General features: G+C 67.5%; 14 protein-coding genes. 1 reads left to right on the top strand and 13 read right to left on the bottom strand.

Annotation, left to right across the window (positions count from 1 at the left end; all coding sequences use genetic code 11):
- Nucleotides 1-3: 3 nt before the first annotated feature.
- From CSC76_RS14405 to CSC76_RS14365, 9 genes are all read right to left on the bottom strand, one after another.
- Nucleotides 4-2,136: a TonB-dependent receptor family protein gene (locus tag CSC76_RS14405; RefSeq protein WP_425500878.1), complete on the bottom strand. Its 2,133-nt coding sequence runs from the start codon at nucleotides 2,134-2,136 to the stop codon at nucleotides 4-6.
- Nucleotides 2,137-2,469: 333 nt separating this feature from the next.
- Nucleotides 2,470-3,993 carry a tryptophan halogenase family protein gene (locus CSC76_RS14400; RefSeq protein WP_162110688.1) on the bottom strand — a complete coding sequence of 508 codons (1,524 nt, stop codon included), beginning with the start codon at nucleotides 3,991-3,993 and terminating at the stop codon, nucleotides 2,470-2,472.
- A gap of 73 nt (nucleotides 3,994-4,066) precedes the next feature.
- On the bottom strand, nucleotides 4,067-5,050 hold the full coding sequence (locus tag CSC76_RS14395; protein WP_162110687.1) for a carbohydrate kinase family protein: 984 nt from the start codon (nucleotides 5,048-5,050) through the stop codon (nucleotides 4,067-4,069).
- Between the two features lie 174 nt (nucleotides 5,051-5,224).
- The gene (locus CSC76_RS14390; protein ID WP_162110686.1) at nucleotides 5,225-6,379 is read right to left on the bottom strand and encodes a LacI family DNA-binding transcriptional regulator; all 1,155 of its coding nucleotides are present in this window, start codon (nucleotides 6,377-6,379) and stop codon (nucleotides 5,225-5,227) included.
- Nucleotides 6,380-6,454: 75 nt separating this feature from the next.
- A complete protein-coding gene (locus CSC76_RS14385) occupies nucleotides 6,455-8,911 on the bottom strand; it encodes a GH92 family glycosyl hydrolase (RefSeq protein WP_162110685.1) in 2,457 nt (818 codons plus the stop codon).
- Nucleotides 8,912-9,063: 152 nt separating this feature from the next.
- Entirely contained in the window at nucleotides 9,064-12,171 is a 3,108-nt protein-coding gene (locus CSC76_RS14380; RefSeq protein WP_162110684.1) for a TonB-dependent receptor, read from the bottom strand.
- A gap of 294 nt (nucleotides 12,172-12,465) precedes the next feature.
- A complete protein-coding gene (locus CSC76_RS14375) occupies nucleotides 12,466-15,819 on the bottom strand; it encodes a GH92 family glycosyl hydrolase (protein ID WP_162110693.1) in 3,354 nt (1,117 codons plus the stop codon).
- Nucleotides 15,812-17,092, bottom strand: coding sequence for an AGE family epimerase/isomerase (locus CSC76_RS14370; RefSeq protein ID WP_162110683.1), 1,281 nt, complete (start codon nucleotides 17,090-17,092; stop codon nucleotides 15,812-15,814). Before CSC76_RS14370 ends, CSC76_RS14375 begins: the two co-directional genes overlap by 8 nt.
- A complete protein-coding gene (locus tag CSC76_RS14365; protein ID WP_162110682.1) occupies nucleotides 17,089-19,794 on the bottom strand; it encodes a beta-mannosidase in 2,706 nt (901 codons plus the stop codon). The genes CSC76_RS14370 and CSC76_RS14365 overlap by 4 nt, the downstream gene beginning before the upstream one ends.
- A gap of 292 nt (nucleotides 19,795-20,086) precedes the next feature.
- Here CSC76_RS14365 and CSC76_RS14360 point away from each other — a divergent pair, with 292 nt between their 5' ends.
- Complete coding sequence (locus tag CSC76_RS14360; protein ID WP_162110681.1) at nucleotides 20,087-22,411, top strand: GH92 family glycosyl hydrolase; 2,325 nt, start codon at nucleotides 20,087-20,089, stop codon at nucleotides 22,409-22,411.
- A 6-nt stretch (nucleotides 22,412-22,417) separates the two neighbouring features.
- Here CSC76_RS14360 and CSC76_RS14355 read toward each other — a convergent pair whose 3' ends face one another.
- The 4 genes from CSC76_RS14355 to CSC76_RS14340 form a co-directional block, all read right to left on the bottom strand.
- Complete coding sequence (locus CSC76_RS14355) at nucleotides 22,418-23,167, bottom strand: copper homeostasis protein CutC (RefSeq protein ID WP_162110680.1); 750 nt, start codon at nucleotides 23,165-23,167, stop codon at nucleotides 22,418-22,420.
- A complete protein-coding gene (locus tag CSC76_RS14350; protein ID WP_162110679.1) occupies nucleotides 23,164-24,180 on the bottom strand; it encodes a glycosylasparaginase in 1,017 nt (338 codons plus the stop codon). Before CSC76_RS14350 ends, CSC76_RS14355 begins: the two co-directional genes overlap by 4 nt.
- A complete protein-coding gene (locus tag CSC76_RS14345) occupies nucleotides 24,177-25,181 on the bottom strand; it encodes a glucokinase (protein ID WP_162110678.1) in 1,005 nt (334 codons plus the stop codon). The genes CSC76_RS14350 and CSC76_RS14345 overlap by 4 nt, the downstream gene beginning before the upstream one ends.
- 256 nt (nucleotides 25,182-25,437) lie before the next feature.
- Entirely contained in the window at nucleotides 25,438-26,151 is a 714-nt protein-coding gene (locus CSC76_RS14340) for an SDR family NAD(P)-dependent oxidoreductase (protein WP_202923541.1), read from the bottom strand.
- Between the last annotated feature and the right edge of the window lie 145 nt (nucleotides 26,152-26,296).

The following is a 26,296-nucleotide window of genomic DNA, read 5'->3' as shown; positions in this document are numbered from 1 at the left end:
GAGCTAGGGCGTCTCCCAGTGCCAGCGCGCGCCGATGGTGAAAGTGCGTCCTGCGCCGGGTTCGTAGAACCGCCCATTGCCTTCGTTGACGATCACCGAGCCGATGTGGAACCGGTCCAGCGCGTTGTCGATGCGGGCGAACGCCTGCAGGCGGCCGCTCGACCACGACCAGTCGCGGCCTGCTTCCAGGTGGAGCAGTCCGTAGCCGGGCGCACGCTCGCTGCCCGCGTCGTTGACGGTGACATCGTCCATGCCCACCAGCTGCGCCGCCGCGTGCCACCGCTCACCCTGCCAACGCAGCCGCAGTGACGCTTGCTGGCGCGCGATGCCGGGAATGCGCGTGCCCGCGGCGACCTGCACCCCGGGCGTGGTGCAGCCGGCGGCCGTGCAGATCGGGAAGCTGTCGCGGAATGTCGCGTCCAGCCAGGTGTACGCGAACTGCACGCGCCACGCATCGCCGAGCGGCACGTCGGATTGCAGTTCGAGTCCCTGCCGGCGCGCGGCACCGACGTTGCGGTAGCTGCTGCGTCCGCCGACATTGCGCGCCACGGCGAGTTCGTCGGCGGTATCGGCACGGAACACCGCCGCCTCCACCGTCGTCCCGCCCGACGCCCGCCACTTCGTACCCAGCTCGACATTGCGGCTGACGGCCGGACGCAGGTCGAACGCCAGGCCGGCGGCGCCATCGGCGCGGTAACCCCGTTCATTGAAGGTCGGCGTCTCGAAACCCCGCCCCCAGGAGGCGTACAGGCGCCACGCATCGCCCGGCGCGAACACCAGTCCCGCCACCGGCAGGGCGCGGTCGTAGACGACGCGCCCGCTGTCGTCGGGATTGGTCGCGGTGACGTAGGCATCCCGGGACGTGAAGGTGATGCGGCTGCGGCGCGCGCCCGCCAGCAGCGACCAGCGCGGCGCGAACCGCCACCACGCCTGAAGGTACTGATCCACGTTCTCCACCGTATTGCGCTCGTCGCGCCGCAGTGCGCCGCGCACGCCCAGCGCAGGGCCGACGAAGTTCTCGTAGCCGCGGCGATGCTGCCGTTGCCGGTCCGCATTGAAGCCGGCCGCGAGTTCGACAGGCTGGTCGCCGAGGCGTCCGGTCCACGACCAGCGCAGGTCGGCACCGCCGTAGGTATTGCGCAGGTCGATCACGCCACCCGAGTTCAAGGGATTGCCTTGCGCGCCGACCGGCAGCGCGAGGAACTGCTCGACATCGCGCCGGCCGCCATAGCCCATCACCCGCATCTGATGCCCGTCGCCGAATGGCAGCGCATACACCGCACCCGTCTGATCCTGGCCCACCGACTTGCGCGTGTTGAATGCCGTGGCGACGGACGCAGCCTGCCGGGGCGACGACCAGGCCTGCGCCCGCGTCAGGGCCAGCGGATCCTGCGCATCGGGCGCATCGAAATGATTGGCGACCAGGTCCAGCGTGCCGGCGCCGGGGCGAACGCGCAGCAGGATGTTCAACGACTCGCGCCGCGCGGCCGCGTGATCGCGATAGCCCCGCGTATCGAACACCGATGCCGCCACGTTGTAACCCACGGCATCGCCGGCGCCACGCAGGCGCGCGCCGAGCACGAACGTGTCGTGACTGGCGAGGCTCGCTTGCAGCCGGGCGTCATGGCCTTCGTCCGGGATGTCGCTCCATGCCTGGATCACGCCACCGGAGGAATTGCCATGCAGGGCCGAGAACGGGCCCCGCAACACCTCCACGCGGTCCGCACCCAGCATGCTGAAGTGCGATACCTGGCCCTGACCGTCGGGCATGGTCGCCGGCACGCCGTCGGCGTACAGCCGCACGCCACGCACGCCGAAAGTGGAACGCGCGCCAAAGCCGCGGATCGACAACTGGGTGTCCTGCGCGAAGTTCTGCCGCTCGCGCGCCTGCACGCCCGGCACGCCGTCCAGCACTTCCGAGAGCGCGGCCTGCGTGCATGCGCCTCCATCCCCCATCGGCACCACGCTGATCGAGGCGGGCGTATCGAATGCGGTGACCGCTTCCAGCCGCGTCGCGGTCACCACCACACGGTCCAGGGTCTCGGCCGCGCCGGATGTGCCGGCCTCTTCGCCCAGCGCCGCGGGCGTCAGTGCGGCACCACTCACCATCCAACAGAATCGCGAGATCGCATGCATGCAGATAACCGGCCGGCACGACGCCGGCCCTGCGCAACCCGCGACCGCGCACGTGCGACGACGTCGCATCGCACCGGTCGATTGTCGCGGGGCGCCGACGTCGAGCCCGAAACACTGGAGTGGGAACTGACCGGCAGCATATACCACGTCCGGATTCCGCCATCCCCTCAGCCGGCGAGTCCGACGCGACGGCATCCCGACTGCTTCGGTTGCGGCGGAGGACTGTCCGAGGCCTGTCGCGCCGGCAGCTGCGCGAAGGATATACGTCCACGCACACTCGGCGGTTGGACTGCGCGCAGCGTCAACGCGAGGCAGCCGCCACGCGGGGCCCCGTCATCCCACCGACGCCCGGCAGTGGCGATCGATGAAATCCTGATGCCGCGGCATGGCCGCCACGCTGTCCGCGATCGATCGGTGCACGCGCGCGACATGTTCGACGAGGGCCTGTTCGGGCATGTCGTCGACGATCGGATGGTAGCCGGCAGGGACGATCCCCTGCCCCAGCATCACCTGCACCCAGCTCGGCAACGCGAAGAATTCGTCGCCCGTGCGGAAATACCGCCCCCCACTGCGGAACATGTCGATCTTCCGCTGCAGGGTGTCGGGGATCGACATCGTCCGGCAGTAGTCCCAGAACGCGCTGTCGTTCCGCCGCGTGGCGCAGTAGTGCAGGATCAGGAAGTCGCGCGTGCTTTCGTACTCGAACGCGGACTCCTCGTTGAACTGCCGCTCGAGCAGGGGGTCGAAACCACGGTCGGGGAACAGGCCCAGCAGTCGCTGGATGCCCGATTGGACCAGGTAGATGCTGGTCGACTCCAGTGGCTCCATGAAGCCGCTGGCGAGCCCCAGAGCGACGACGTTCCTGTTCCACAGCTTCCTGCGCATGCCGGTGGTGAAGCGCAGCGGGCGAGGATCGGCGAGCGCACGGCCGTCGAGGTTGGCCAGCAGCGTGGCGGCGGCTTCGTCGTCGCTGATGTGCTCGCTGGAGTACACGTAGCCGTTGCCGATCCGGCTCTGCAGCGGAATGCGCCATTGCCATCCCGCAGCGCGGGCGGTGGAGCGGGTGTAAGGCGTGGGCGGGCCTGCCGTGGCGCACGGCACCGCCATGGCCCGATTGCAGGGCAGCCAGTGCGTCCAGTCGATGTAACCGGTCTCCAGGGTCTGTTCGATCAGCAGGCCACGGAAGCCGGAGCAGTCGATGAAGAGGTCGCCGGCGACCTGTTCGCCACTTTCGAGCACCACGGCGTCGATGAAGCCGTCTTCGCTGCGCTGCACGGCGTGGGTGATCTTCCCCTCGATGCGCTGCACGCCACGCCGCTCCGCCAGCTCACGCAGGTAGCCCGCATACAGTCCCGCGTCGAAATGATAGGCGTAGGCGATGTCCGCCAGCGGCGAATCCGGCGGGGCGTTGCCCGGGCTGGACATGAACTTCCCCAGCGGGGCGGCCAGGGTGGGCAGCGAGTACTCACCGATGGGCCGCGCGCGGCCGGCGAGGAAGAGCTTGAGCCAGAACTGGTGGAAAGGCAGGGGCCCGATGCCCTGGCCGATCCTGCCGAAGCCGTGGACGTAGGAGTCGCCGATCTGCCCCCAGTCGTTGAACTGGATGCCGAGCTTGAAGGTGCCCTGGGTGCGGGCGACGAAATCGAACTCGTCGATCCCGAGCAGGCCGCCGTTGAACTGCTTCATGTAGGGGACGCTAGCCTCCCCCACGCCGACGATGCCGATTTCCTCGGACTCGACCAGGCGGATGGATGCCTGCTTGCCCAGGTAAGTCGCCAGCGCGGTCGCTGCCATCCAGCCCGCGCTGCCTCCGCCGACGACGACGATGGATCGGATGGGGTTGCCGGTAGCCGTCATGCTCGATCCTGTTCCTCGTTATACGGGACTTGCCGCGCGTCGTGACCACGTGGTCCCGCGAAGCGCGGGACGGTCACGACAGCAGCTGGTTGACCTCTTGCACGGTCGGCATGGCGGCGAACGCGCCTTTGCGCGTGACCGCCAACGCACCCACGGCGGCGGCGAAGCGCATCGCGGCGGCGACATCGTCGTGACGGGAGACGAACGAGGCCATGCCTTGGCCAAGCCTGTCGTGCTGCGTCAGATGGAACAGCAGTCCGCCGACGAACGCATCGCCCGCCGCGGTGGTATCCAGCGTGGTGACCTGGAACGTCTCCACCGTCCCGCTGGCCGCACGCGTATGCCACGCGATGGGTCCGGCGCCGTCCGTCACGACCAGCAGCTGCGCCCGATGCTGCCAGAGGCGCTGCAGGACCGCTTCCTCTCCCCCCAGCGGCCGCGCCAGGTACTCCAGCTCCTCGCGCGACAGCTTCACCAGATCGGCCTCGGCCAGCGCCAGCCACAGCCGCGGCGTGGGGTCCTCGCCTTGCGGCCACAGGGCCGGGCGCAGATTCAGGTCGATGCTGACGGTGGCGCCGCTGGCGCGCGCGCGACGCATGCCCTCGTAGGTGGCGTCGGCGATCTCCGCTCCGGTCAGGCTGTTCGAGCAGACATGGAATACGCCCGTGCCTTCGAAGCACGCCGGCGTGAAATGCGCGGCCCGGAACAGCAGGTCGGCGGCCGGCGGCCGGTAGAAACTGAAACTGCGCTCCCCGTGCTCGTCCAGCGCCACGAAGGCCAGAGCCGTCTTCGCCTCCCCGGTGCGCACGATGCAGTCCGTGGCAACGCCCACCGACGCCAGGCTGTCGAACAGGAAGTCGCCGAACATGTCCTCGCCCAGCATGCCGGCGAAGTGCACATCGGCACCCAGTCGCGCGGCCGCCACCGCCACGTTCGCTGGCGCGCCGCCCGCGTACTGCAGGAAATTGCGCGGGGCTTCAGGCGATGCCGGCGGCTGCGCCAGCATGTCGATCAGGGCCTCACCGAAGCAGACGATCTTGCGCGAGGGAGGACTCATGCGAAGCCACCCCGCAGGAAGACGCACGGCGCCGGCACGGGATCGGCAGGGCGATGGAGAGGGTGATGTGGAGCGATGGGTTTCATGGCGAAGGAAGCATCAGAGGAGAGACGGGGTACGGACGTCGTCGCGCGGTAACGCAACACGTCGATACGACGATGGGCGGCAACAGGGTCATTTCAGCGTCACCCCGCTGCTCTCGCGCACGGACAGCGTGACCGGCGCGATGGTCCTGCGGGGCACGGCACCCTCGTCTATCTGCGCGAGCACCAGCTGCGCCGCCTGTCGTCCACGTTCGCGCGGATTGGCGGCCAGCGTGGTCAGCGGTGGCGTGGTCACCGCCGCCTCGGGAATGTCGTCGAAGCCGGTCACGGCGAAGCCCTTGCCCGGCTGGATGCCGCGCGCCAGCAGGCCCAGCATCAGGCCCAGCGCCACCGTGTCGTTGTAGCAGACGGCGGCCGTCGGCGGCGCCTGGTCGCCGAACAGTTCGCCGGTTCGCGCGGCCGCTTCCAGGCGGTTGGGCGCGGACTCGATCAGCCACGCTGGATCGACGGGCAGGCCCGCCCGCTTCATCGCCTGCGCATGGCCGGCGCGGCGCTGGCGGCAGGAACTGGAATCGGCATGTCCGCCGTAGAACGCGATGCGGCGATGGCCCAGGGCGATCAGGTGTTCGGTGGCCAGCTGCGCGCCGTGCTGGTTGTCCAGCCCCAGGAAGCCCCAGTCGTCGGCGCCGGCGAGTTCGCGATTGAACAGCAGCACGTTCGCGCGCGCGTCCAGCACCTTGTGCAGCTGGGCCGCATCGCTGCCCTCGGCAGGCGACAGGATCACGCCTGCCGGCGTGTGCTCCATCAATGACGCCAGCACGGCCTGCTGGCGTTCGGGCGACTCGCCCGTGCTGCCGAGCAGCGTCACGTAGCCCTTCTCACCCAGGGCTTCGTCCACGCCGGCCGCGAACTCGGCGAAGAACGGATTGGCCAGATCGTTGATGACCAGCGCCACGCTGGACGATGTACGCCGGCGCAGGTTGGCCGCGCCGCGGTTGTACACGTAGCGCTGCCGCTTGAGTTCGGCTTCCACCCGGGCACGCGTATCGGCGGGGACCAGCGGACTGCCACGCAACACCAGCGACACGGTGGCGCGCGAAACGCCGATGGCATTGGCGATATCGGTGACGGTCACCACCCGCTGCGGGCCGCGCGCGCGCGCCGCTGGCTTCGCCTTGCCAGCCTTGGCGCCCGGGGCGGCGCCGGCACCCGCCTTCGCGGTCTTGGAAGGGGCGGCCGCGGGCGCGCGCTTGGAGCCTGCTCGAGGTGGGCGTTTCTGGCTCATCTGGATCGATCCATTCCGACAATGCGCCCAGCGTAAACCATCATGCGGACTTCGATGCGCGGGTGGAGCACGGGTTCAACGACCGGCTCCCGACGACGATGCCGGCTCGACGGCGCAGGGCGATGCCGGCAGGTCCTGCGCCCGCGTGCCCCAACCCTGCGGCTGCGGTGCGTCGGTCAGGTCGAAGCGCAGGCGACCGCCTTGCCGCAGGCGCTCCCAGTCCAGCCAGACGGCGGCATGGTCGCGGCCGTCCAGCGATACGTCGCGGATGTAGCGCGGCTTCCCGTCGCCGGCCTGGGGCGCTTCGATCCGCAGCGTGCGGCCGGTGCCCATGTCCACATCGACGCGCGAGAAACGCGGTGCGTGCAGCACGAACTGCCCGGTCCCGGGCACTACCGGATACAGGCCCATCGCGCTGAAGAGATACCACGCCGACATGGTGCCCAGGTCGTCGTTGCCCGTCACGCCATTGGGCGCATTCGTGAACAGCTGCTGCGCGGCATGCAGCACCGTGGAGGTCTTCCACGGCTGGCCGATCAGTGTGTACATCCACGGCACGTGCAGGTCCGGTTCGTTGTTGGGGTTGTAGCGGAACTGGTTGTAGTAGCTGTAGGGCCCGACCACCCACTCCTTGCGCGCGGCGCCGGCGGGATCGGCCAGCAGCGCGTCGTATGCGAAGAAGTCGTCCAGGCGCCGCGCCGCCTCCTGCGGCCCCTGCATCGCCTCCACCAGCCCCGGCACGTCCTGCTGTGCCAGCCACTGGTACTGCCAAGCGGTGCCCTCGTGGAAGCCATGGTGGGAACGTGGGCTGTAGTGGCCGTCCGACGGCGTGTACCACTGCCCGTCTTCGGTGCGCGGACGCGGGAAGCCGGTGAAACCCGCCGCCTCGTCGCGTACCGACGCATCCCACAGCGTGCGCCAGTTGCGTCCGCGGCGCTTCAGTACGGCGGCATCGTCGCCATGCCCCAGCGCACCGGCCATCACCGACAGTGAGCAGTCGGCGAGCGCGTATTCCAGGGTCGCCGAGCCGCCATGATGGGGATCCACGTCCATGCCCTTGGAAGCAAATGCACGGTCGTACTGGACGAAGCCCTGCGCCAGGTAGTTGGGATTGCCGGAACGGCCGGCGTGGCGCGAATTCAGCGGCGGCACGTCGAACGCATTCTTCCGCAGCGCGGCGTATGCCTCGGCCTCACGCCCCTGCAGCGCACCGAAGCGCCACAGATCCACCAGGAACGGGGTGACCGGATCGCCGGTCATGATGTTGGTTTCGAAGCTGGCATAGCCCCAGCGCGGCAGCCAGCCTCCCTGCTGGTCGATGGCCAGCAGCGAACGCGCGATGTCCATGGCCCGCTGCGGCCGCAACAGCGCGATCAGCTGATTCTGCGAGCGGTACGTGTCCCACAGCGAAAAATATTCGTAATAGGTCCATCCGTCGGCACGATGGATGAGATCGTCGTAGCCCCGGTAACGGCCGTCGGCGTCGTTGCCGGTCATCGGCTGCAGCAGCGCATGGTAGAGCGCGGTGTAGAAGACCACGCGATCATCGCGCCCGCCGCCGTGCACGCGCACACTGGACAGCTCGTTGTCCCAGGCCTTCTGCGCACGTGCGCGCATCTCGTCGAAGCGGAGCAGCCTGCCTCCGGTCATGCCCTCGCTGCGCAGGTTGTTGCGCGCACCTTCGGCATCGACATGCGAGATCGCCGACACGGCGGTGACGCTGCGATCGCTGCCCAAGTCGAAGGTCAGCCAGGCACCGCTGGGCTTGCCTTCGCCTTCCATCCCGTGGCGCGATCCCGGCACGCCGCCGGCCTCGCCCCAGGTACCGAACGACGTGAACGGGCGATCGAACTCCAGGCGGAACCATGTGGTGTACTGGTGGCCGCCGCAGAAGCTCTGGGTCACCAGCTTGCCTTCCACCGCGCGGTCACCGACCACGGTCAGCGTGCTGCCGGTCACGGCGTGGCGTTCGTTGGCCTGGCCGATATTGACCAGCACATGGCCTTCTCCCGTCGTGGTGAAGGTGTAACGCTCGGCCGCCGCGCGGGTCAGCGCCGTGGCTTCCGCATCGATCCCGCCGTAGTCCGTCAGCCGCACCTTGTAGTAGCCGGCCTGCCCGCTTTCGCCGTCGTGGCGGTAGCGCGAGCCGTAGCGCTTGTGGTCGAACGCCTTCGGATCGGCCGTGTCGAAGTCGCCGCCTGGACCAATGCGGCCGGTCACCGGCAACACCGAAACCTGCCCACCCTGTTCCCAGCATCCCGCCCCGGAAAGGAAGGAGTGCCCGAAACCGCGGATCTGCGGGTCGTCGTAGCGCCATCCCGAATAGTGGGAACCGATCGGGCTGACCTGGATCATCCCGAACGGCGCGGATGCGCCGGGAAACGTGTTGCCGTCATCCTTGCTGCCGATGAAGGTGTTGACCTCGGCACTCAGGCCCTGCGTGGCCGCTGCCACCGGCAGCGCGGCGGAAACCGCCAGCGCGAACAGCAGCGGTACGGTACGGAGCAGCGAATGCGGGGGGGTCGACTTCATGCGTTCCAGTCCTGTGGTTCAGCGCGTGCGGCATCCGGATGGATCACCGCACACGAGGAGAAAAGTGGCCCGGCCGTAGCCGGGCCGTCGGCCCCATGCCGCCCGTCGCCGGGCGGGAGAGAAAGCACGGGGCCAAAACACACGGCACGACCTCAGAACTTGTACGTCAAGCCCAGGTATGCCATCCGGCCCGCATACCCGTTGGTGTAGAAGCGGTCCTTGGTGTCGTTGCCCAGGTGCGAGCGCGTCTCTTCCTCGGTCAGGTTGAGTACCGACGCACTGATGCTGAGGGCGGGCGTGATGTTGTAGGCCGCGTTCAGATCGACCTGGTAGTACGGCTCCTGGTAGACATTCAGCCCGTTGACGAGGCCCTGCACCACTTCACCGCGACGGTTGTACGAGGCGCGCAGCAACAGGTCCTGCGTTTCGTAGAACACCGTGAAGTTGGTCTGGTTCTTCGCGCTGCCGGGCATCGACGTCTTGCCGACTTCCGTGCCGTCCTCCAGCGTCACGGCCGCCTTGCTGGCGTCGTTGTAGGTGTAGTTGAACTGGAAGCCCAGGCCGAAATCCAGCGTGTGCTGCGCATACAGTTCGACGCCCTGCGACACCGCATCCCGTCCGCCGGCCTGGGTACGATAGTTCTGCACTGTCACGGTTTCGCCGCCGACGACCATGTCCACGTCGTTGACCACGTCCACCGCGAAGTTGCTGACATTCTTGCGGAACAGGCCAAGGCCCACAACGGAACCCGGATGGAAGTACCACTCCAGGCCCAGGTCGTACTGCGTGGCTTGGTACGGCTCCAGCTTCTTGTTGCTGCCCTCACCGTACCAGCCCAGTTCGCCGGCACCACCGGTCAAGCGACGATCATCGACATATTCCTGGCTGAAATAGTTCAGGCTGCCGGGAGAGGCGATGTCGCCGTAGCTCGGGCGCGAGATCACCTTCGACGCGGCGCCACGCAACACAAGGTTGTCTGACAGGTCGTACGCGATGTTGAAGCTCGGCAGTACATCGGTGTAAGTACGATCGACCGCGGCAACCGTGAACGACTCGGGGCGCTGCATGCTGTCCGATAGCTTCCAGTAGCCTTCGCTGCCGCACTGGGTGCCTACAGGCGCGCCGACCGGGGCCGGGCCGGAATTGCCGAACACGCAGGCCAGCGGATTGCCATCGGGACCGTCGAAGAAGTAGTCGTTGTAGGACGTGACCTTGTCCGTCGAGTCGGCGTGCTGCCGGGTGCGCGCGATGCGCACGCCGACGTTGCCGCGCAGGCGGTCGGTGCGGAAGTTGGCCTGCAGGTAGGTGGAGTAGATCTTCTCGTCGACGTTGTAGACGAAATTGTCCTCCTCGCGGGTCTGCATCGCGCCGTAGGTGCTGTTGAGGTAGGCGATGTAGCCCGGGAAGTTGATAGCCGGGAACGCGCTGGCGTTGATGCCGCCGGGCAGGTTGCCCAACGAGGTGATCAGGCTCGGCGAGAACTGGCTGGCGAGGTTGCCGCAGCCGCCATTCCAGTAGCGGTTCTCGTAGTCGCTCGGATCGGTGCCCGGGCACACCCAGTAGCTGTTGCCGGTGCTGCGGTGGATGCCGCCGTCGCGGACCTTGACGCCGAACTGCAGCGATTCGAACACATCGCCGTCGAAGTGCCAGGTACCGTCGACCTGGCCGTACTTCTGCCGGGTGTCGTTGCGGGTCCAGGACGAACCCGTCGAGCCGGTGTCGACCTGCAGGATGCCGTTCTGCAGGTTCTGCAGCAGCTCCGGCGAGAACGTCATCGTCGGCGTGCCGGTCAGATCCCACGCGCTGGCGTAGTTGCCGTTCGTCCAGCTGCCGTCCGCATTCTGCCGCCGCGGCTTGATCGGCAGCGAGAACTGCAGCTCGGACCCGCCCTTGGCCCAGGTGCGGCCGACCTTGAACGATACGTCCAGGTTTTCGCCGCGCCACTCGCCGCCGAAGTCGACGGTCTGCGAGAGCGACTTCTCGATGTTGTAGCTGCCGGTGATCTGCGGCGTCGGCACGGTGCAGTCGTCCGAACCCCAGCCGCCAGGTGCCATGCCGGCGGCGGCGGCCTCTTCCTCACTGCAGTAGTAGGCCTTGCCCGGGTGCAGGCTGTAGTTCGCGCCGGTGACGATGGTGCCGCTGGGATCGAAGGTCAGCCCGTCCAGCAGACGGCCGCCCCGCCAGTTGCCGTCGCCGTAGTAGCGCGCGATGTTCCACTCCGGGACCTTCAGCGTATTGGTCTGCGAATCCTGCGACAGGTCGAAGCGGAAGTAGTTCGCGGTCAGGGTCAGGTTGTCGGTCGGCTTGAACTGGAAAGTCAGCTGCCCGCCCTTGCGCTCGCGCTCTTCTTCCTTGACGTTGAAGTTGACCGACGTCGGCATCATGAAGCCGGTGTAGTAGTTGCCGTTCTGGTCCCAGAAGCCGGTACCGCCCCACCAGTTGGAGTTGAAGTCCGAGGGCTTGCCGTTGACGTCGACCGCGGTGCCGCCTTCGTCGCGGCCGTACCACTGCCAGCTTTCGGTGCTGGCCCCCATGGTGCGCACGGTGCGCTTCTGTTGGGTGTAGCCGACGAAGACGCCGAACCGGTCCTCCTTGTCGTGCCAGGAGTACGAGCCGGAGATCTGTCCATCCGTCTTCTTGGTGGTGTCCGCCCAGGTGCCTTCGACATTGACGAAGCCGGAGTTGGGCTCCAGTTCGAGCGGACGGCGCGTATGCAGGATGACCGTGCCGCCGATGCCGCCCTCGTCGATGCGCGCTTCCGGCGTCTTGAACAGCTCGGCGCTGCCCAGCATGTTCGACGGCAGCAGGGCGTAGTTGAACGAACGGGTCGGGTCGCCGTTGGATTCGGCACTGGCGATGTAGTTGCCGTTCAACTGGGTCAGGACCAGCTCCGAGGACAGGCCACGCACGCTGACGTTCTTGCCTTCGCCGCCATCGCGGCTGATGAGCACACCCGGCACGCGCTGCAGCGCATCCGCGACGTTCTTGTCGGGGAACTTGCCTACATCCTCCGCGGTGATCACTTCCACCACGGCGTTCGCGTTGCGCTTCTGCTCGAGGCTCTGCTCGATCGAGTAGCGGTAGCCCTTGACCGTCACCGTGTCCAGGTCCGTGGCCTGCACCTCGGCCTGGCCCGACGTGGCGGGCGCGCTTTCCGCCTGTTGGGCGAGCGCATTACCGGATGCGACGGTCGCGGACAACGCGATGGCGATCCCCAGATACAGCGTGCTGCGGTTGCGTGCGTATGGCGTGCATTTCATTTCAATCACCCTCTCCCAAGATTGATCAGCTGCTGGCGCGATGGATTTTGTATCGATCTAAAACACAAGGAAATAAAAAGAACCTGTCACTGCAGGAAGGTCCGTGCGCCATGACGGCACCCCAGGCTCCCTTCCTGGCCCCCCCTCCCCTTCACGAAAGACCGAATTAGATCGGTCTAATCCACGGAAAGCATAATTAGCACAGCAGTTCCCGGGTTGCATGCTGCCACGCACCAATCACGTTACGGCGTGCAACCCCCGGCACCGGGCGGTGCGCGCACCGGTGCTCTCTGCTCAAGGAATGGCCTGCCGCTTCACGGGCTGCAGCAGCTCGACCTCGGCCAGCGCCATGCCTGCTGGCGCCTCCAGTCGCAACCGGTACTCGCCGTAGTCGCCCGGGCGCTCGATACGGAACGGACGCAACTGCCGGCCGGACGGGAATGCCTGCTCGCGCCTCTGGTCCAGCAGCGTCCATGCCCCGTTGCCGGAACGGCCTTCCAGCGTCCACGACAGACCCGACAGTGCGTCGTCCGCGCTGGTAAGCGTGTAGTACGTGGCGCGCACCGGCGCTGCGAAGCGGATGTCGAGACTGGCGTCTGCCTGCAACGGCAGCGCGGTGGACGCGTCGTCGTCGACCAGTGCCGCCGCCCTGCCGCGTCCACCCAACGCCACGCTGAGGGCTTTCGATGTCAGGTCCGCCAGGCCACGAGGCGCCTCGCCCCGCGGCGTCAGCGACGGCGGCAGTGCGTCGGTGCCGCTGCCCCATGCCGAGGGCGCATCGCCCATGACGAACTCCAGCGTGGCGCCTCCGGCGATGTCCTGGTGTCGGATCCATGCCCGCGTCCAGGGCTTTCCGTTGACCTTGAGCGATTGCACGTACACGTTGCGTGCGTCGTTGTTGCGGGCGATCACGGTCAGCGTGCGTCCGCCACCCAGGTCCACCTCCGCGTACGGGAAAGCGGGCGACCCGATGACGTACTCCGGCGCCCCCATCCTCAGTGGATACAGGCCGAGCATGCCGAACAGGTACCACGCCGACATCTCGCCGTTGTCCTCGTCGCCGGGATAGCCCTGCCCGATCTCGCTGCCCAGATACAGCCTGGCCAGGATGTCGCGGGTGATGCGCTGCGTCTTCCACGGCTGTCCCGCCGCCACGTACATCCAGGGAATGTGGTGGGAAGGCTGGTTGCTGTGCGCGTACATGCCCATGCGCACGTCACGTGCTTCGGTCATCTCATGGATGGTGTTGCCGTAGGAGCCCGCGAACTTCTTCTCCGCCGTCTCGGGCGTGGCGAAGAACTCGTCCAGCCGCTGCGCAAGCGCAGCTTCACCGCCCAGCAGGCCGGCCAGACCGGCGGCATCGTGCGGCGGGGTGAAGGCGAAGGTCCATGCATTGGCTTCGGTGTAGTCGCCGCCCCAGACGCGGGGATCGAATGCCGACGCCGGCGAGTGCCACTGGCCGTCCGGCGCGCGGCCGCGGAAGAACCGGGTGGCGGGGTCGAACAGGTGGACGTAGTCCGTCGCGCGGGCCTGGAAGTATTCCGCTTCCTGCGCATAGCGCCGTGCGCGTGCAGGGTCTTTCTCGCGGGCCGCCAGTCCGCCCGCCATCTGCGCAAGGCCGAAATCGTTGAGCGCGCCCTCCAGCGTCCACGACAGGCCCTCATGCACGTCACTGTCCGCGTAGCCGCGATACATCGAGCGTGCCAGCCCCTTGCGGCCGACATTCGACACCGGCGGTACCACGGTGGCATTGCGCAGCGCCGCTTCATACGCCTGATCGGCATCAAAGCCTTCCACGCCCTTCAGCCAGGCATCGGCGAACGCCACATCGGAACTTGTCCCGACCATCAGGTCGGCATAGCCGGGCGACGACCAGCGGGCGACCCAGCCACCGTCGCGGTATTGCTGCAGGAAGCCGTCGATCATCTCGCCCGCGCGCTCGGGCGCGAACAGGGCATAAGCCGGCCACGTGGTGCGGAAGGTATCCCAGAAGCCATTGTTGACGTAGATCCTGCCGGGCTTCACGGATGCGGATGTCCGCTCGGCATCACCGCCCGCGCTCTCCTTGGACCAGCTGTTCTGGTCCGCATGGCGCCAGTCGGGGGACGCGGCACTGCCGACGTTCTCGTGCGCGATGTTGGGATACAGGAAGAGGCGGTACAGGTTGGAGTACACCGTGACGCGCTGGTCGTGACTCGCGCCCTCCACGTTAACGCGGCCCAGCAGTGCGTCCCAAGCCTCCTGCGCACGCGACCGGACCAGATCGAAGCCGGCGTCGCCGATTTCCTGCTCCAGGTTGCGCTGCGCCTGTTCCACCGAGATCAGCGAGGTGGCGATGCGCATGACGACTTCGCGTGTCTGGCTGGGCGCGAACTTCACGTAACCGGTGGGTCGTCCCGTGTCGATCATCCCGCTGTCGAGCCAGGGCCGGTCGAAGCGCGCATAGACGAACATGCGCGTGGCGCCGTTGGACAGGCCGCTGCGCGTATCGGAATAGCCGCGCACGGTCTGCGTGGCTCCATCCAGCGTCAGCCCGGCGCGCGCATCGACGTTGTCGAACAGCAGGTTAGCGTCGGCGCCCTCCGGGAAGCGGAACCGGAAGATGGCCGCGCGTTCGCTCGGCGCGATTTCTGCACGGATGCCGTTGTCGAAGTCCACGCGGTAGGCGTGCGGCTTGGCGTCCTCGTGGTCGTGGGAGAACGAAAGCGCCCGCTTCGCGCGGTCGGCTTCCGGCACGCCGCGCGTCGAGGACGGCATGACCTGGAAAGTCTGGCGGTCGCCCATCCACGGACTCGGCTGGTGACTGATCGACAGTGCCTGCAGGCGCGGCCGGTTGTCGTCGCCGTTCTGCTCGTTCCACCGGTACAGCCACCCCAGCGAGCCGGCGTCGGTCACGGGTACCCAGAAGTTGAAGCCATGCGGCATGGCCGTGGCGGGAATGTTGTTGCCCCGCGAGAACGTGCTGTTGGACTGGGTACCGCGGGTGGTGATCACATAGTCGCTGGGACGGCGGACCGCCTGAGGCGCCTGGCGTCGCACGGCGACATCGTCGATCCAGCCGGTCGAAGCCGCGGCCGAGCCGGGCTGGACCTGCAGTTCGATCGCACGGATGCGCCTGCCGCGCAGCGCCGCCAGGTCGCCCACGCGGACCTGCTTGTGCGCCCATTGCTGCGGATACAGCGTCTTCGATGCCGCCTGTCCCGCGGCGGTGGCCGGCGCACCATGATGATCCGTCAGCCCCAGCTGGGACAGCCTGCGCCCGTCATCGAACAGCAGGTCGACCGAAACGCCGGTCGAGGCCGCGGTATCGCCATCGACGATTTCCGGAAGCACCCTCCACGACAGGACGGTGTCCTTCCGCACTTCGATATCGACGGCGAACAATCGCGCGCTGCCCGCCGCATCGGCGCGGTAGCGCAGCGCCCGCTGCCCCGTGTAGCCCATCCTCGCCCTGGCGGCATATGGTCGCTCCGGACCCTCGCCCACGGCGATGCTGATGTCCGCCTGCTCCGCGTCCGCGGGTACGGGTTCGCCCCGCTCGAACGAAGTCGCGAAGTCCGCATCGCGTGCCTGCACCGGCAGTGCGCCGACCAGCAGTAGCATCGTCGCGGCAAGGGACGCCCGACGGTGGCGTGATGGCTCAGTCATGCGCGCGGAGGACGGACAGGACGTCATGGCAGGCTCCCATGGTGTGGTAGTCGGTCTTGCCCGCCGGGCTCTTGTCCTCGTCGTACTTCCGGTTGCGCCGGTCGAGGATGCGGAACCACGCGCCGTGGACGTGATCGATCATGTGGGCCCAGGCGTACTCCCACAGCCGGTCGTACCACTGCCAGTAGACGTCGTCGCCCGTCGCCTGCGCCAGCCGGGCCGCGCAGGCCAGCGATTCGGCCTGCACCCAGAAGTACTTGTCGTCGTCGCAGATGAAGTGCCGGCCATCCGGCAAAGAAGGCCCGGCGATGTCCTTCCTCAACGACTCGGGTGCGAAGCCATACACCAGTCCGCCGTGCTCCCCATCCCACGACGCCTCCATCGAACGATCGAAGAGTTCCTGCGCACGCGGCACCAGCCACGCTTCACCCCGTCCCGCTTCGCGCAGATGTCCGTGCAGGATCAACAGCAGCTTGGCCCATTCGGTCTGGTGCCCCGGCTGGAACCCCCAGGGGCGGAACAGGTGCTTCGGATCGTCGCGATGGTAGTCGGTGTCCACGCGCCATTGCGCGTGGTAGTGCTCCCAGACCAGTCCCTCGGTCTGCGCGGCCTGACGCCGTGTCATGTGATCGGCCAGCAGCAGCGCGCGCTCCAGGTAGCGCGTCTCGCCGCTGGCTTCGTACGCGGCCAGCATCGCCTCGCACATGTGCATGTTGGCGTTCTGGCCGCGGTAGTCGCTGAACTGCCACTCGCGCGTGGCCTCGTCGCGGTACAGGCCGTGGTCCGGCTCCCAGTAGCGCGTTTCCAGCAGGTCCCAGTGCGCGTCCATCCACCCACGGCAGCTTTCGACCCCCGCTTTCAACGCGATGGCGTACGCCAGCAGCACGAAGGCCGCACCGTAGCAATGCTGCGTGGTGTCTTCCGGCGCGCCATCGCGCAGCGTCCAGAAGTAGCCTCCGCTCACCGGATCGAGATGCCGCTCGCGCAGGAACGTCAAACCATGGTGTACCGCGTCCAGGTAGGCCTGGCGCAGCCCGGGATCCTCGTCGCCGAACTCCAGCGCCGCCGTTGCGTAGTTGAAGACGAACCGCGTACTGCTGACCAGATGGCGGTGCGACGCGTCGTAGACGCGCCCGTCGTCCTTGAAGTAGTGGAAGAACCCGCCCTGAGGGTCGATGCAGCGGGGGTGGTAGAAGGCCATCGTGCGGCGGATGTGGCCGCGCAGGAAGGTCTCGCTGCAGAAAGCGGCATGCGGGGGAAGGGCGGAACTCATGGGGTCGCGGTACTCCGGGAAGATGACGGTTCGGACAGGGCGTCCGCCAGGGTGGTGATGCGAAGCGCTCGGCGCAGGGCATCAGGTTCGGCGTCCGAGGAAACGCGCAGCGCCACGCGCTCGCCGGGAAGCAGCGTCAGCGCATTGTCGGCCGGTTCGGCATCGAACTCGCCGAAGTCGATCCAGACCGCGCGCGCCACCGCATCGGCCGTGAGTTCGAGCCTCGCGCCACGGCGGTCGGCGTGCAGCTCCGCGCGGACGGCGGACGCGGGCCAGGCGATGTTCCGGGCCTCGGTGAAATAGCCCACCTGCCGTGAAGGCGGTTCGCCTTCCACGCTCAGATCGAACACCGCCACGGTGCGGGCAGGATCGGCATCGGCAAGCAGGTCGGCATCGTCGTAGGCGGCCAGCCGCATGGACGACAGCGGCGCCACCTCGATCGCCTTGCGCTCGTCACGCAACACGCCTCCCTGCAGGTCCATCACTCTCAATCGCCATTCGCCCCGGCGCGGCACCGTGCGGTCCGACACCGCGGAGACGGTCGTGCTTCCGTCCTTTCGCAGCGCGCTCACGGCGACCGGCGCGAAGAAGCGGCGCGCATGGAACTGCAGCGCCTTCCAGCGCCCGAACCAGTCGACGCCCGACCACGAGGCACCCGGCCATACGTCATTGAGCTGCCAGTAGAGCGAGCCCATCGTGTGCGGCCGGCTGGCGCGATGGTGCCGCGCAGCCAAGCCGATGCCTTCGGCCTGCATCACCTGGCTGAGGTAGACGAAGTCGTCGAAGTCGCGCGGCTCGCCGAACTCCATGCGGATGTAGTGCAGCAGCCGTTCGTTGCCCTTGCCCGCCAGGAACTTCTGGTGCGCTTCGACCAGCGGCGAATCGATGCGCTGTTCGTCGCGACCGATCACCCGGTCTATCGTCCTGCGCACCGGCCAGGCCTGCAGTCCGTATTCGGACATGAAGCGCGGCGTGACGTCCAGATAGGCCGAGGGCGGGCGCGCCGGATTGCCCCACACCTCCCAGTAGTGCATGTCGCCGCTGGCAGGCGTGTTGGCCGCTTCCGCCATGTCGTCGCTGGGCGAACTGGGCCAGTAGGCGATGCCGCCCGCCTCCTCAGCCACGACGCGGCGCAGGTCGCGGTCGAACAGCTGGACATACCCGTCCCAGACCCGGGCGGCGAAAGCGGGATCGGCATCCTTCAGCGCCTTGCCATGGCCCCAGTACTTCCACGCGATCTCTTCTTCGTTGTTCCCGCACCACAGCACGATGCTCGGGTGGTTGCGCAGGCGCCGCACCTGGTCCTCCGCCTCGGCCACCACATTGGCCCGGAACACGGGATCGTAGGCGGGCTGCATGCCGCCGCCGAACATGAAGTCCTGCCACACCAGCAGGCCGAGCTCGTCGGCGATGTCGTAGAACGCATCGCTTTCGTAGTAGCCCCCGCCCCAGCTGCGCACCATGTTCATGTTGGCGTCGACCGCCGACTGCAGGACGCGCCGCAGCTGCGCTGGCGTCACCCGCGACGGGAACATGTCGAAGGGGATCGAGTTCGCACCCTTGGCGAAAACCGGAATGCCGTTGACGACGAACGCGAAACTGCGCCCTGCGGCGTCCCGCTCGCGGCGCAGCTCGACGCTGCGCAGGCCCGTGCGCACGCTGCGCGTATCCACGACCTTCCCGCCCTGCGCCAGCTCCGCCGCGAACGCATACAGCGGTTGTGCGCCGTAACCGACCGGATACCAGCGCTGCGGGTGCCGGATGCGGAAAGACAGCGGTACCCGCCCGATGCCCGGGGACAGCTCGAGCTCACGCTCGCTCGCAAGCGTCCTGCGGCCGTCGGGCGAGGTCTGCCACACGCGCACCCGGTAGCGGCCGGGCCGGGCGACGTCCACGGTCGGGATGGCGGTCAGTTCGGCGACGTCTCCGGCCACATGGTCCTGGCGCACCTGCAGGTCCTGCACCCGGGCGACATCCCAACTGGTCAGTCGCACCGCGCGCCAGATGCCGGCCGTGACGTAGCGCGGGCCCCAGTCCCAGCCATAGTGGTAACCGGGCTTGCGTGCGAAGTTGGCCGTCATGGCGTCCTTCGGCTCGTCGCCGTAGGGCGAGGGGTAGTTGCCGGCGATGCGATGCGGCATGGCCTGCACGTCCGGCAGTAGGCGCCTGATCGGCGAACGCAGGACCACGCGCAGCTCGTTGGCCCCTTCGCGCAGACGCCCCTGCACGGGAATGCGCCAGGTACGGAAGGCGTTGTCGGCGTCCAGCACCTTCTCGTCGTTGAGGAACACCTCGGCGAACGTGTCCAGCCCCTCGAACGCCAGTTCGCTGCGCGCAGCTCGGCGCATGTTTCCGCTGACCTGGAATGTGGTGCGGTATTCCCAGTCCGCCAGGCCGATCCACTGCAGGCCCGCTTCCGGCGCACCGACATAGGGGTCCGGAATCACGCCATGAGCCAGCAGGTCGGTATGCACCGTGCCGGGCATCGAGGCGGGACGCCATGCAGACCCGATGCCGGCAGGATCCTCGTCACCCGCCCCGGCGGATATCCGCCTGAACTCCCAACCCTGGTCCAGCTGCCGCTGTTCCACCGCCTGCGCACCGGCAAGCACGGCGAACAGCGCGATGAAGCAGAGCGCACGCAACACGAATAGGCTGCGCGTTCCCTGGACTGGCGTGACCGGAATGGAGCGGGTGTGCATGCGGGTTCCAGTGTTGGGGGGCCGACAAGCGCGGGCGATCGCTCCTTCCATGCCACGGCTCCATGACAAGGAAGGGGCAAAATTGGATCGATCCAATAGCGACAGGTTTATCACGCCGCTCACCGCCTTGCATGCTGCTCCGCAGCAGCCGCCGTGCCTCCCGGGAAGAGACGGACGCGCGCGCCCACCCGCCCGGCCGTCTCGCGTGGCCATGTCGGCGGTGTGCTAGCTTTCCTCGCATTCAACCGATCCAAAAGGTGCGCGGATGAAGCGACTCGGCACGAAGGCCCTTATGCTGGCGGGGATCGCAGGCGCAGGCTTCACCGTCCCGGATGGGGTGATCGCCGCCCCTGCCGACGTCGGGGAAGCCGCTTTCCACGCGGTGGATCCCTTCATCGGTACCGGGGGCGAAGGCCACACGTTCCCCGGCGCCACCGTGCCCTACGGCATGATCCAGCTGTCGCCGGATACGCGCATCCAGCCACGCAAGGACGGCTACGGCTGGGCAGCGGGCTATCGCTACGACGACACCACGATCGTCGGCTTCTCCCACACCCACTTCTCCGGCACCGGCCATTCCGATCTCGGCGATCTGCTGCTGATGCCCACCACCGGCGAACTGAAGCTGGAACGGGGCGATCCCGACCAACCCCGCAGCGGATACACCTCGCACTTCCGCCACGCCACCGAGACAGCGCAACCCGGCTACTACGCCGTCACCCTGGACGACCACCAGGTACGCGCCGAGCTCACCGCCAGCGCGCGCGTAGGCATGCACCGCTACACCTTTCCCGCAGGCAAGCCGGGCCACATCGTGCTTGACCTGCGCACCAGCATGTACGACTACCCCGACAAGATTTCGTGGTCGCGGCTGCGCGTGCGGCCCGATGGCACGATCACGGGCTTTCGCGAAACGCGCGGCTGGGCGCCGGGCCGGCAGCTGTACTTCGCCGTGCGTTTCTCCCAACCCTTCACGGGTCACCAGTTGCACAACACCGAGCAGGACATTCCCTACAAGGGATTTCCGCCTCCCGGCGAGAAAGATCCGCGACAGCGCGCGCAGATCGAGGGACGCCAGCTGGTCGCCGCCTTCGATGTCGCCCCGGCCGCCGGGCAGCCGGTGCTGGTGAAAGTCGCCATCTCGCCGGTGAGCGAGGACAACGCCATCGCCAACCTCGATGCGGAGTCGCCGGGCTGGGACTTCGACGGCATGCGTGCGTCGGCGAAGCGGCAGTGGCGTGACGCGCTGGGAGCGATGGAGGCGCACGGGAACCGGGCACAACTCACCAGCTTCTACACGGCGCTGTACCACACATTGCTCGGCCCCACGCTGTTCATGGACAGCGACGGCCGTTATCGCGGACCCGACAATGCCGTCCACCAGGCGGACGGCTGGACGAACTACTCCACCTTCTCCCTGTGGGACACCTACCGCGCCCTGCATCCGCTGACCACGCTGGTGCAGCCGCCGCAACGCACCAACGACTTCGTCAACTCGCTGCTCGCCTCGCGTCGCGAAAGCCCCTATGGCTTGCTGCCGGTATGGTCGTTCCATGGCCTGGAGACGTGGTGCATGATCGGCTACCACGCGGCGCCCGTGATCGCCGATGCCTACATGAAAGGGATACGCGGCTATGACGCCGAAGAGGCGCTGCAGGCCATGGTGGCCAGCGCCAACTACGGCCCCTATGACGGCATCGCCGCCTATCGCGAACTGGGCTACGTGCCCATCGACGAAGAAGGCGAGGCGGCGAGCAAGACGCTGGAGTATGCCTACGACGACTGGGCCATCGCACGGATGGCGCAGGCGATGGGGAAGACCGACGTGGCTACCGAGTTCACCCGGCGGGCGGGCCACTGGAAGCATGCGTTCGATCCCGCCACCGGCTTCATGCGCGCGCGCAGGCGCGACGGCGCGTTCCGCGAGCCGTTCGACCCGGCCGCCAGCGGCTACGGCACGGATTACACCGAGGGCAACGCCTGGCAGTACTCCTGGTACGTGCCGCAGGACGTCGCCGGCCTGGCGGCGATGCACGGCGGCAGCGACGCGCTGCTGGACCGGCTCGACGCCGTATTCGATGCCAACGTGGATCCGTCGGTGTTCGCGCACATGGAGGACATCACCGGGCTGATCGGCTGGTACGCGCACGGCAACGAGCCCAGTCACCACGTCGCCTACCTGTACGCCTATGCGGGCCAGCCCTGGCGCACGCAGGCGCGGTTGAAGCAGATCATGGATACGCAGTACGCGCCGCGGCCTGATGGCCTGGCCGGCAACGACGATCTGGGGCAGATGTCAGCGTGGTACGTGTTCACGACGCTCGGCTTCTACCCGGTCACGCCGGGCAGCAATCAGTACGTGCTCGGCCGTCCGTTCCTGCCCCGCGCCACGCTTCACCTCCCCAATGGCAAGCGCTTCACGGTCGTCGCCGACGCGCTGGACGATGCCCATGCCTATGTGGGAAGCGTCACGCTCAATGGCCGGCCACTGGAACGCACCTATCTGGAGCACGAGGAGATTCTCGCCGGTGGCGAACTGCGCTTCACGATGCAGGCCGCACCGGACAAGGCGCGGACCGGCGACCGTCTTGGGCTTCCGTACTCCATGTCGCGCTGAGCAGCGCTACGCTGCGCCCAACGCGTCCAATGCATCGCGCAGGGCGCGCACGCGGGCTGCATCGGTCTCGCTCCAGCTCGTGGACAGGCCCGGCAGCGCGGACGATGGCGCGCGCATCGCGGACGTGCGCTGCACTTTCGCGGATGCGTGGAATTCGCGTGCGAGGGTGCGCGAGGCGACCCGCGCGATGTTGTCCGCGTCGAGACCGGCGCCGGGCATGACCTTCAGGCGTCCCTGCGCCTGGCGCACGCATGCCGCAATGGCTGCGCTGCCTTCCTCGGCAGTCGCGCGACCTCCGGAGGTCAACAGCCGCGGGAATCCCAGCGCGACGATCCGCTCCAGGGCCGCCGACGGCTCGCGGACCGCGTCGAACGCCCGGTGGAACGTCACCGGCAGCGGCCCTGCCGCCGCCACCAGCTGCCTGCACAGGGGCTCGTCGATATCGCCGTCGGCATCCAGTGCTCCGACCACGATCCCGTCGCATCCCAGGCGCACACAGGTTTCGATGTCGCGCAGCATCACCTCGGCTTCAAGCGTGTCGTAGAGGAAATCCCCTGGACGGGGGCGGATCAGGACGAACAGCGGGATGCGCAGGCGGTCGCGGGCCAGCGCCAGCGTTCCGTACGAGGGCGTGGTGCCTCCGGTTTCGAGTGCGTCGCACAGCTCCACGCGGTCGGCCCCTCCCTGCTGCGCGGCCAGCGCGGATACCAGCGATCCGGCTGCGATCTCGAGCAACATGGACGCGCGGCGACTCATGCCGCCGCGCCGTCGTAGACGGCATCGGCCGCGCGCAATGCGTCCTGCTTGTCGGCATCGCAGACGGCATAGACGAAGCCCGGATGCAGGGCGAAGGCGCCGACCTCGCCCTGCCTGTTCATGGCCAGGAAGCACACCTGCAACGACCTGCTGGCCTCGGGACGCTTGCGGACGACGCGCGCGATGGCCTCGCGGCAGGCCTCCATCGGCGTCCTCCCCTGCCGCATCAGTTCCACGACCAGGAAACTCGCGGCATTGCGGATCATCTCTTCGCCCACACCCGATGCCGTTGCGGCGCCGACTTCGTTGTCCACGTACAACCCCGCCCCGATGAGGGGACTGTCGCCCACGCGACCGTGCATCTTCCACGCCATGCCGCTGGTGGTGCAGGCCCCGGCCAGCCGGCCGTCGCGGTCGATCGCCAGCATCCCCAGCGTGTCGTGGTTTTCCTTGTTGCCCGGTGTCAGGTTCCGCTCGACATTGATCTGCGGTTCGTACTTCGCCCGTTCGCGCCATTCCCGCCACGCCTGTTCGGCTTCCGGCGTCAGCAGCCGCTGCCTGCGGAAACCCTGCGCCATGGCGAACTGCTGCGCTCCCTTGCCCACCAGCATCACATGGGGGGTGTCTTCCATCACCCGTCGCGCCACGCTGATGGGATGGTCGATGTCCTCGAGCGCGGCCACGGCGCCGCAGCGGCCATCCCCGTCCATGATGCTGGCATCGAGCGTCAGAACTCCCTCCCTGTCGGGATTGCCGCAACGTCCAACTGTGGGATTGCACAGCTCGCTCTCGGCCCAGCGCGCGCCCTGCTCGACCGCGTCAAGGGCGCTCGCTCCTGTCGACAGCCGCTGCCACGCCGCCTGGTTGGCCCCGACACCGAAATCCCAGGTGGATACCACGCGCCCCCCACGGACCACAGCACTCTCTGCCGGCCCCGCCATGACGCCACGGGCCAGCGACATCGCACCGGCGGACAGTGCCATGTGCCCTAGGAACCTTCTTCTGCCTTTCATGCGTGCTCCTCGATGGATCGAACGGAACAGGAAGTCCGGCTCCGCCAGTGAATTGCGGCACCTATCAGGCCCAGGTGCCCATGATCGATGCGCCAGACGGGGGGTGGCACCCGCGGCGAACCGAATCTCGCGGCGTAGCGTTGCTGGAACGGCCCGGCGTGCAGGAAGGGCGCGATGTGTGCGGTCACGCCGCCCGCCAGATACACCTCACGCGCGCCCAATGTCAGTACCAGGTCTGCCACCAGACTGCCGAGCCAGCCACTGAAGACATCCAGCGTCTGTCGGGCCGTCGCATCTCCGGCGTGCGCCGCGGCGACGAGCTGTTCCGCGCGCCGATGCAGGGGCGTCTCCCCGCGCATGCGGGCCAGGCTTTCATACAGGTGCATCATGCCGGTGCCCGACAGCACCCGTTCGTTGTCCACGTGATGCCAGCGCGTGGCGAGGTCCTGCAGCACCGCCAATTCCAGCGGATTGCCTGCGGCCAGAGCGGCGTGGCCGGACTCGGTGAGAAGCACCTCCGCGCCCGTGCGGTCCAAGCACAGGGCGGCTCCCAGGCCGGTCCCCGGGCCCAGCACCAACGCCGGCACCTGCATGCCAGGGTCCCGCTGCCCTAGCAGCAACGGAACAAGCGTCTGCCGCTGCACCCCGGGAATGGCATGGGCCACGGCGCCAAAGTCGTTGATCAGGACGAGGGATTCAAGGCGTGCGGCATCCGCGGTCCGGGCCACGGAGACCTCCCACGGAAGGTTGGCGTTGACCAGACGATCGCCCTGGAGATATCCGGCGATGGCCACGACGGCTTCGCGAAGCGCCATCCCCGGGTGGCTTCGCGCCATCCGCTCAACATAACTGCCCAGGATGTGGGCCAGCGAAGCGTTGTCGCTGCAGCGCAGCACCACCACGTCCTGCACGCTCTGCCCGTCAAGGGTCCAACCCACGCGCGCGTTCGTGCCACCGACATCGGCCACCAGACAGGCACGGGCGCTTGCCGCAACCTCCATCAATGATCCTCCCGGGCAGCGTAGTCGAGCCCATCCAGAATCATCGCATTAAATCGATCTATTCCACGAACGCAACATCGCGCCGGGCCACTAAGGCCGCCCTCGCGGCCTCGTGTCTTCCGACGCTGGGACCGAACCCTGATGTACGAATGAGCGGCCTGCGCGGCGACCCGTCATCGGTCCAAGCCAGGGCAGCGTTCGGCGGCCCATCAGTAACGTCCACTTTCGACCCGAAGCGGACATCAAATCAGGTCCGTCAAGGATAATCAGTCGACCTGCTCAGCGCCTGCCACGCGGCACGCTCTTCAAGACGGTCACGATCAGCCCGCTCGATGGCGTCGAACGCATCCGTTCCAAGTGCCACTCTCAGTGGCGGTGACACTGTGCTTGCGACACGTATGATCGCCTGCGCCGCGCGCGCCGGATCGCCTGGTTGGTGGCCATCGTAGGCACGCTGGCGCCTCGCGGCGGCGCCAACGACGGCATCGTAGTCGGCACGCCCCTCTTCCAGCGAAGTCGAGGTGCCCGCGAAGTCAGTCCTGAATCCGCCGGGCTCCACGATGGTTACCTTCACGCCCACAAGCGCCATCTCCAGCGCGAGTGACTCGGAAAATCCCTCCACGCCCCACTTCGCGGCAGAGTATGCGGCGCGGCCCGGCGCCCCCAGACGGCCGCCCACTGAGGAAAGCTGGATGATATGGCCACTGCGCTGTTCTCGCATTCGTGGAACCACGGCCTTTGAAACAATGATCGTGCCAAACAGGTTGGTCTCGATCTGCCGCCTGAAGTCGTCCAGGGTTGTGTCCTCGACTGACCCAACGTTCCCGTAACCTGCATTGTTAACGAGCACGTCGATTCCACCGAAAGCGTCTACCGCGACGTCCACGGCTCTTGCAGCAGCTAATGGGTCGGTAACGTCAAGCGCAACCAAACGAGCATGATCGCCATGACGTTCGACAAGATGGCGCAAGCTGGAGGGATCTCTAGCTGTGATCTCTCGGTAGGTTGTTCATCCGGGGCATCTCTGGAAGATGGGGGTTGCGAAGCCAACCCAGCCCCCAGGAGCCCCGGATGAACCTGCATAAACATGCCCGTTTGAGCCCGCGCGGTCGAGC

The sequence above is a fragment of the Pseudoxanthomonas mexicana genome, from assembly GCF_010093385.1.
Classification (GTDB): domain Bacteria; phylum Pseudomonadota; class Gammaproteobacteria; order Xanthomonadales; family Xanthomonadaceae; genus Pseudoxanthomonas_A; species Pseudoxanthomonas_A mexicana.
This window is presented reverse-complemented; position numbering and strand designations above follow the sequence as displayed.

Coding starts and splice junctions, on each gene's coding strand:
- CSC76_RS14375 (WP_162110693.1), bottom strand. CDS start 15,819: ATGACTGAGCCATCACGCCACCGTCGGGCGTCCCTTGCCGCGACGATG.
- CSC76_RS14350 (WP_162110679.1), bottom strand. CDS start 24,180: ATGAAAGGCAGAAGAAGGTTCCTAGGGCACATGGCACTGTCCGCCGGT.
- CSC76_RS14395 (WP_162110687.1), bottom strand. CDS start 5,050: ATGAGTCCTCCCTCGCGCAAGATCGTCTGCTTCGGTGAGGCCCTGATC.
- CSC76_RS14360 (WP_162110681.1), top strand. CDS start 20,087: ATGCTGGCGGGGATCGCAGGCGCAGGCTTCACCGTCCCGGATGGGGTG.
- CSC76_RS14400 (WP_162110688.1), bottom strand. CDS start 3,993: ATGACGGCTACCGGCAACCCCATCCGATCCATCGTCGTCGTCGGCGGA.
- CSC76_RS14405 (WP_425500878.1), bottom strand. CDS start 2,136: ATGCATGCGATCTCGCGATTCTGTTGGATGGTGAGTGGTGCCGCACTG.
- CSC76_RS14355 (WP_162110680.1), bottom strand. CDS start 23,167: ATGAGTCGCCGCGCGTCCATGTTGCTCGAGATCGCAGCCGGATCGCTG.
- CSC76_RS14370 (WP_162110683.1), bottom strand. CDS start 17,092: ATGAGTTCCGCCCTTCCCCCGCATGCCGCTTTCTGCAGCGAGACCTTC.
- CSC76_RS14380 (WP_162110684.1), bottom strand. CDS start 12,171: ATGAAATGCACGCCATACGCACGCAACCGCAGCACGCTGTATCTGGGG.
- CSC76_RS14390 (WP_162110686.1), bottom strand. CDS start 6,379: ATGAGCCAGAAACGCCCACCTCGAGCAGGCTCCAAGCGCGCGCCCGCG.
- CSC76_RS14365 (WP_162110682.1), bottom strand. CDS start 19,794: ATGCACACCCGCTCCATTCCGGTCACGCCAGTCCAGGGAACGCGCAGC.
- CSC76_RS14345 (WP_162110678.1), bottom strand. CDS start 25,181: ATGGAGGTTGCGGCAAGCGCCCGTGCCTGTCTGGTGGCCGATGTCGGT.
- CSC76_RS14385 (WP_162110685.1), bottom strand. CDS start 8,911: ATGAAGTCGACCCCCCCGCATTCGCTGCTCCGTACCGTACCGCTGCTG.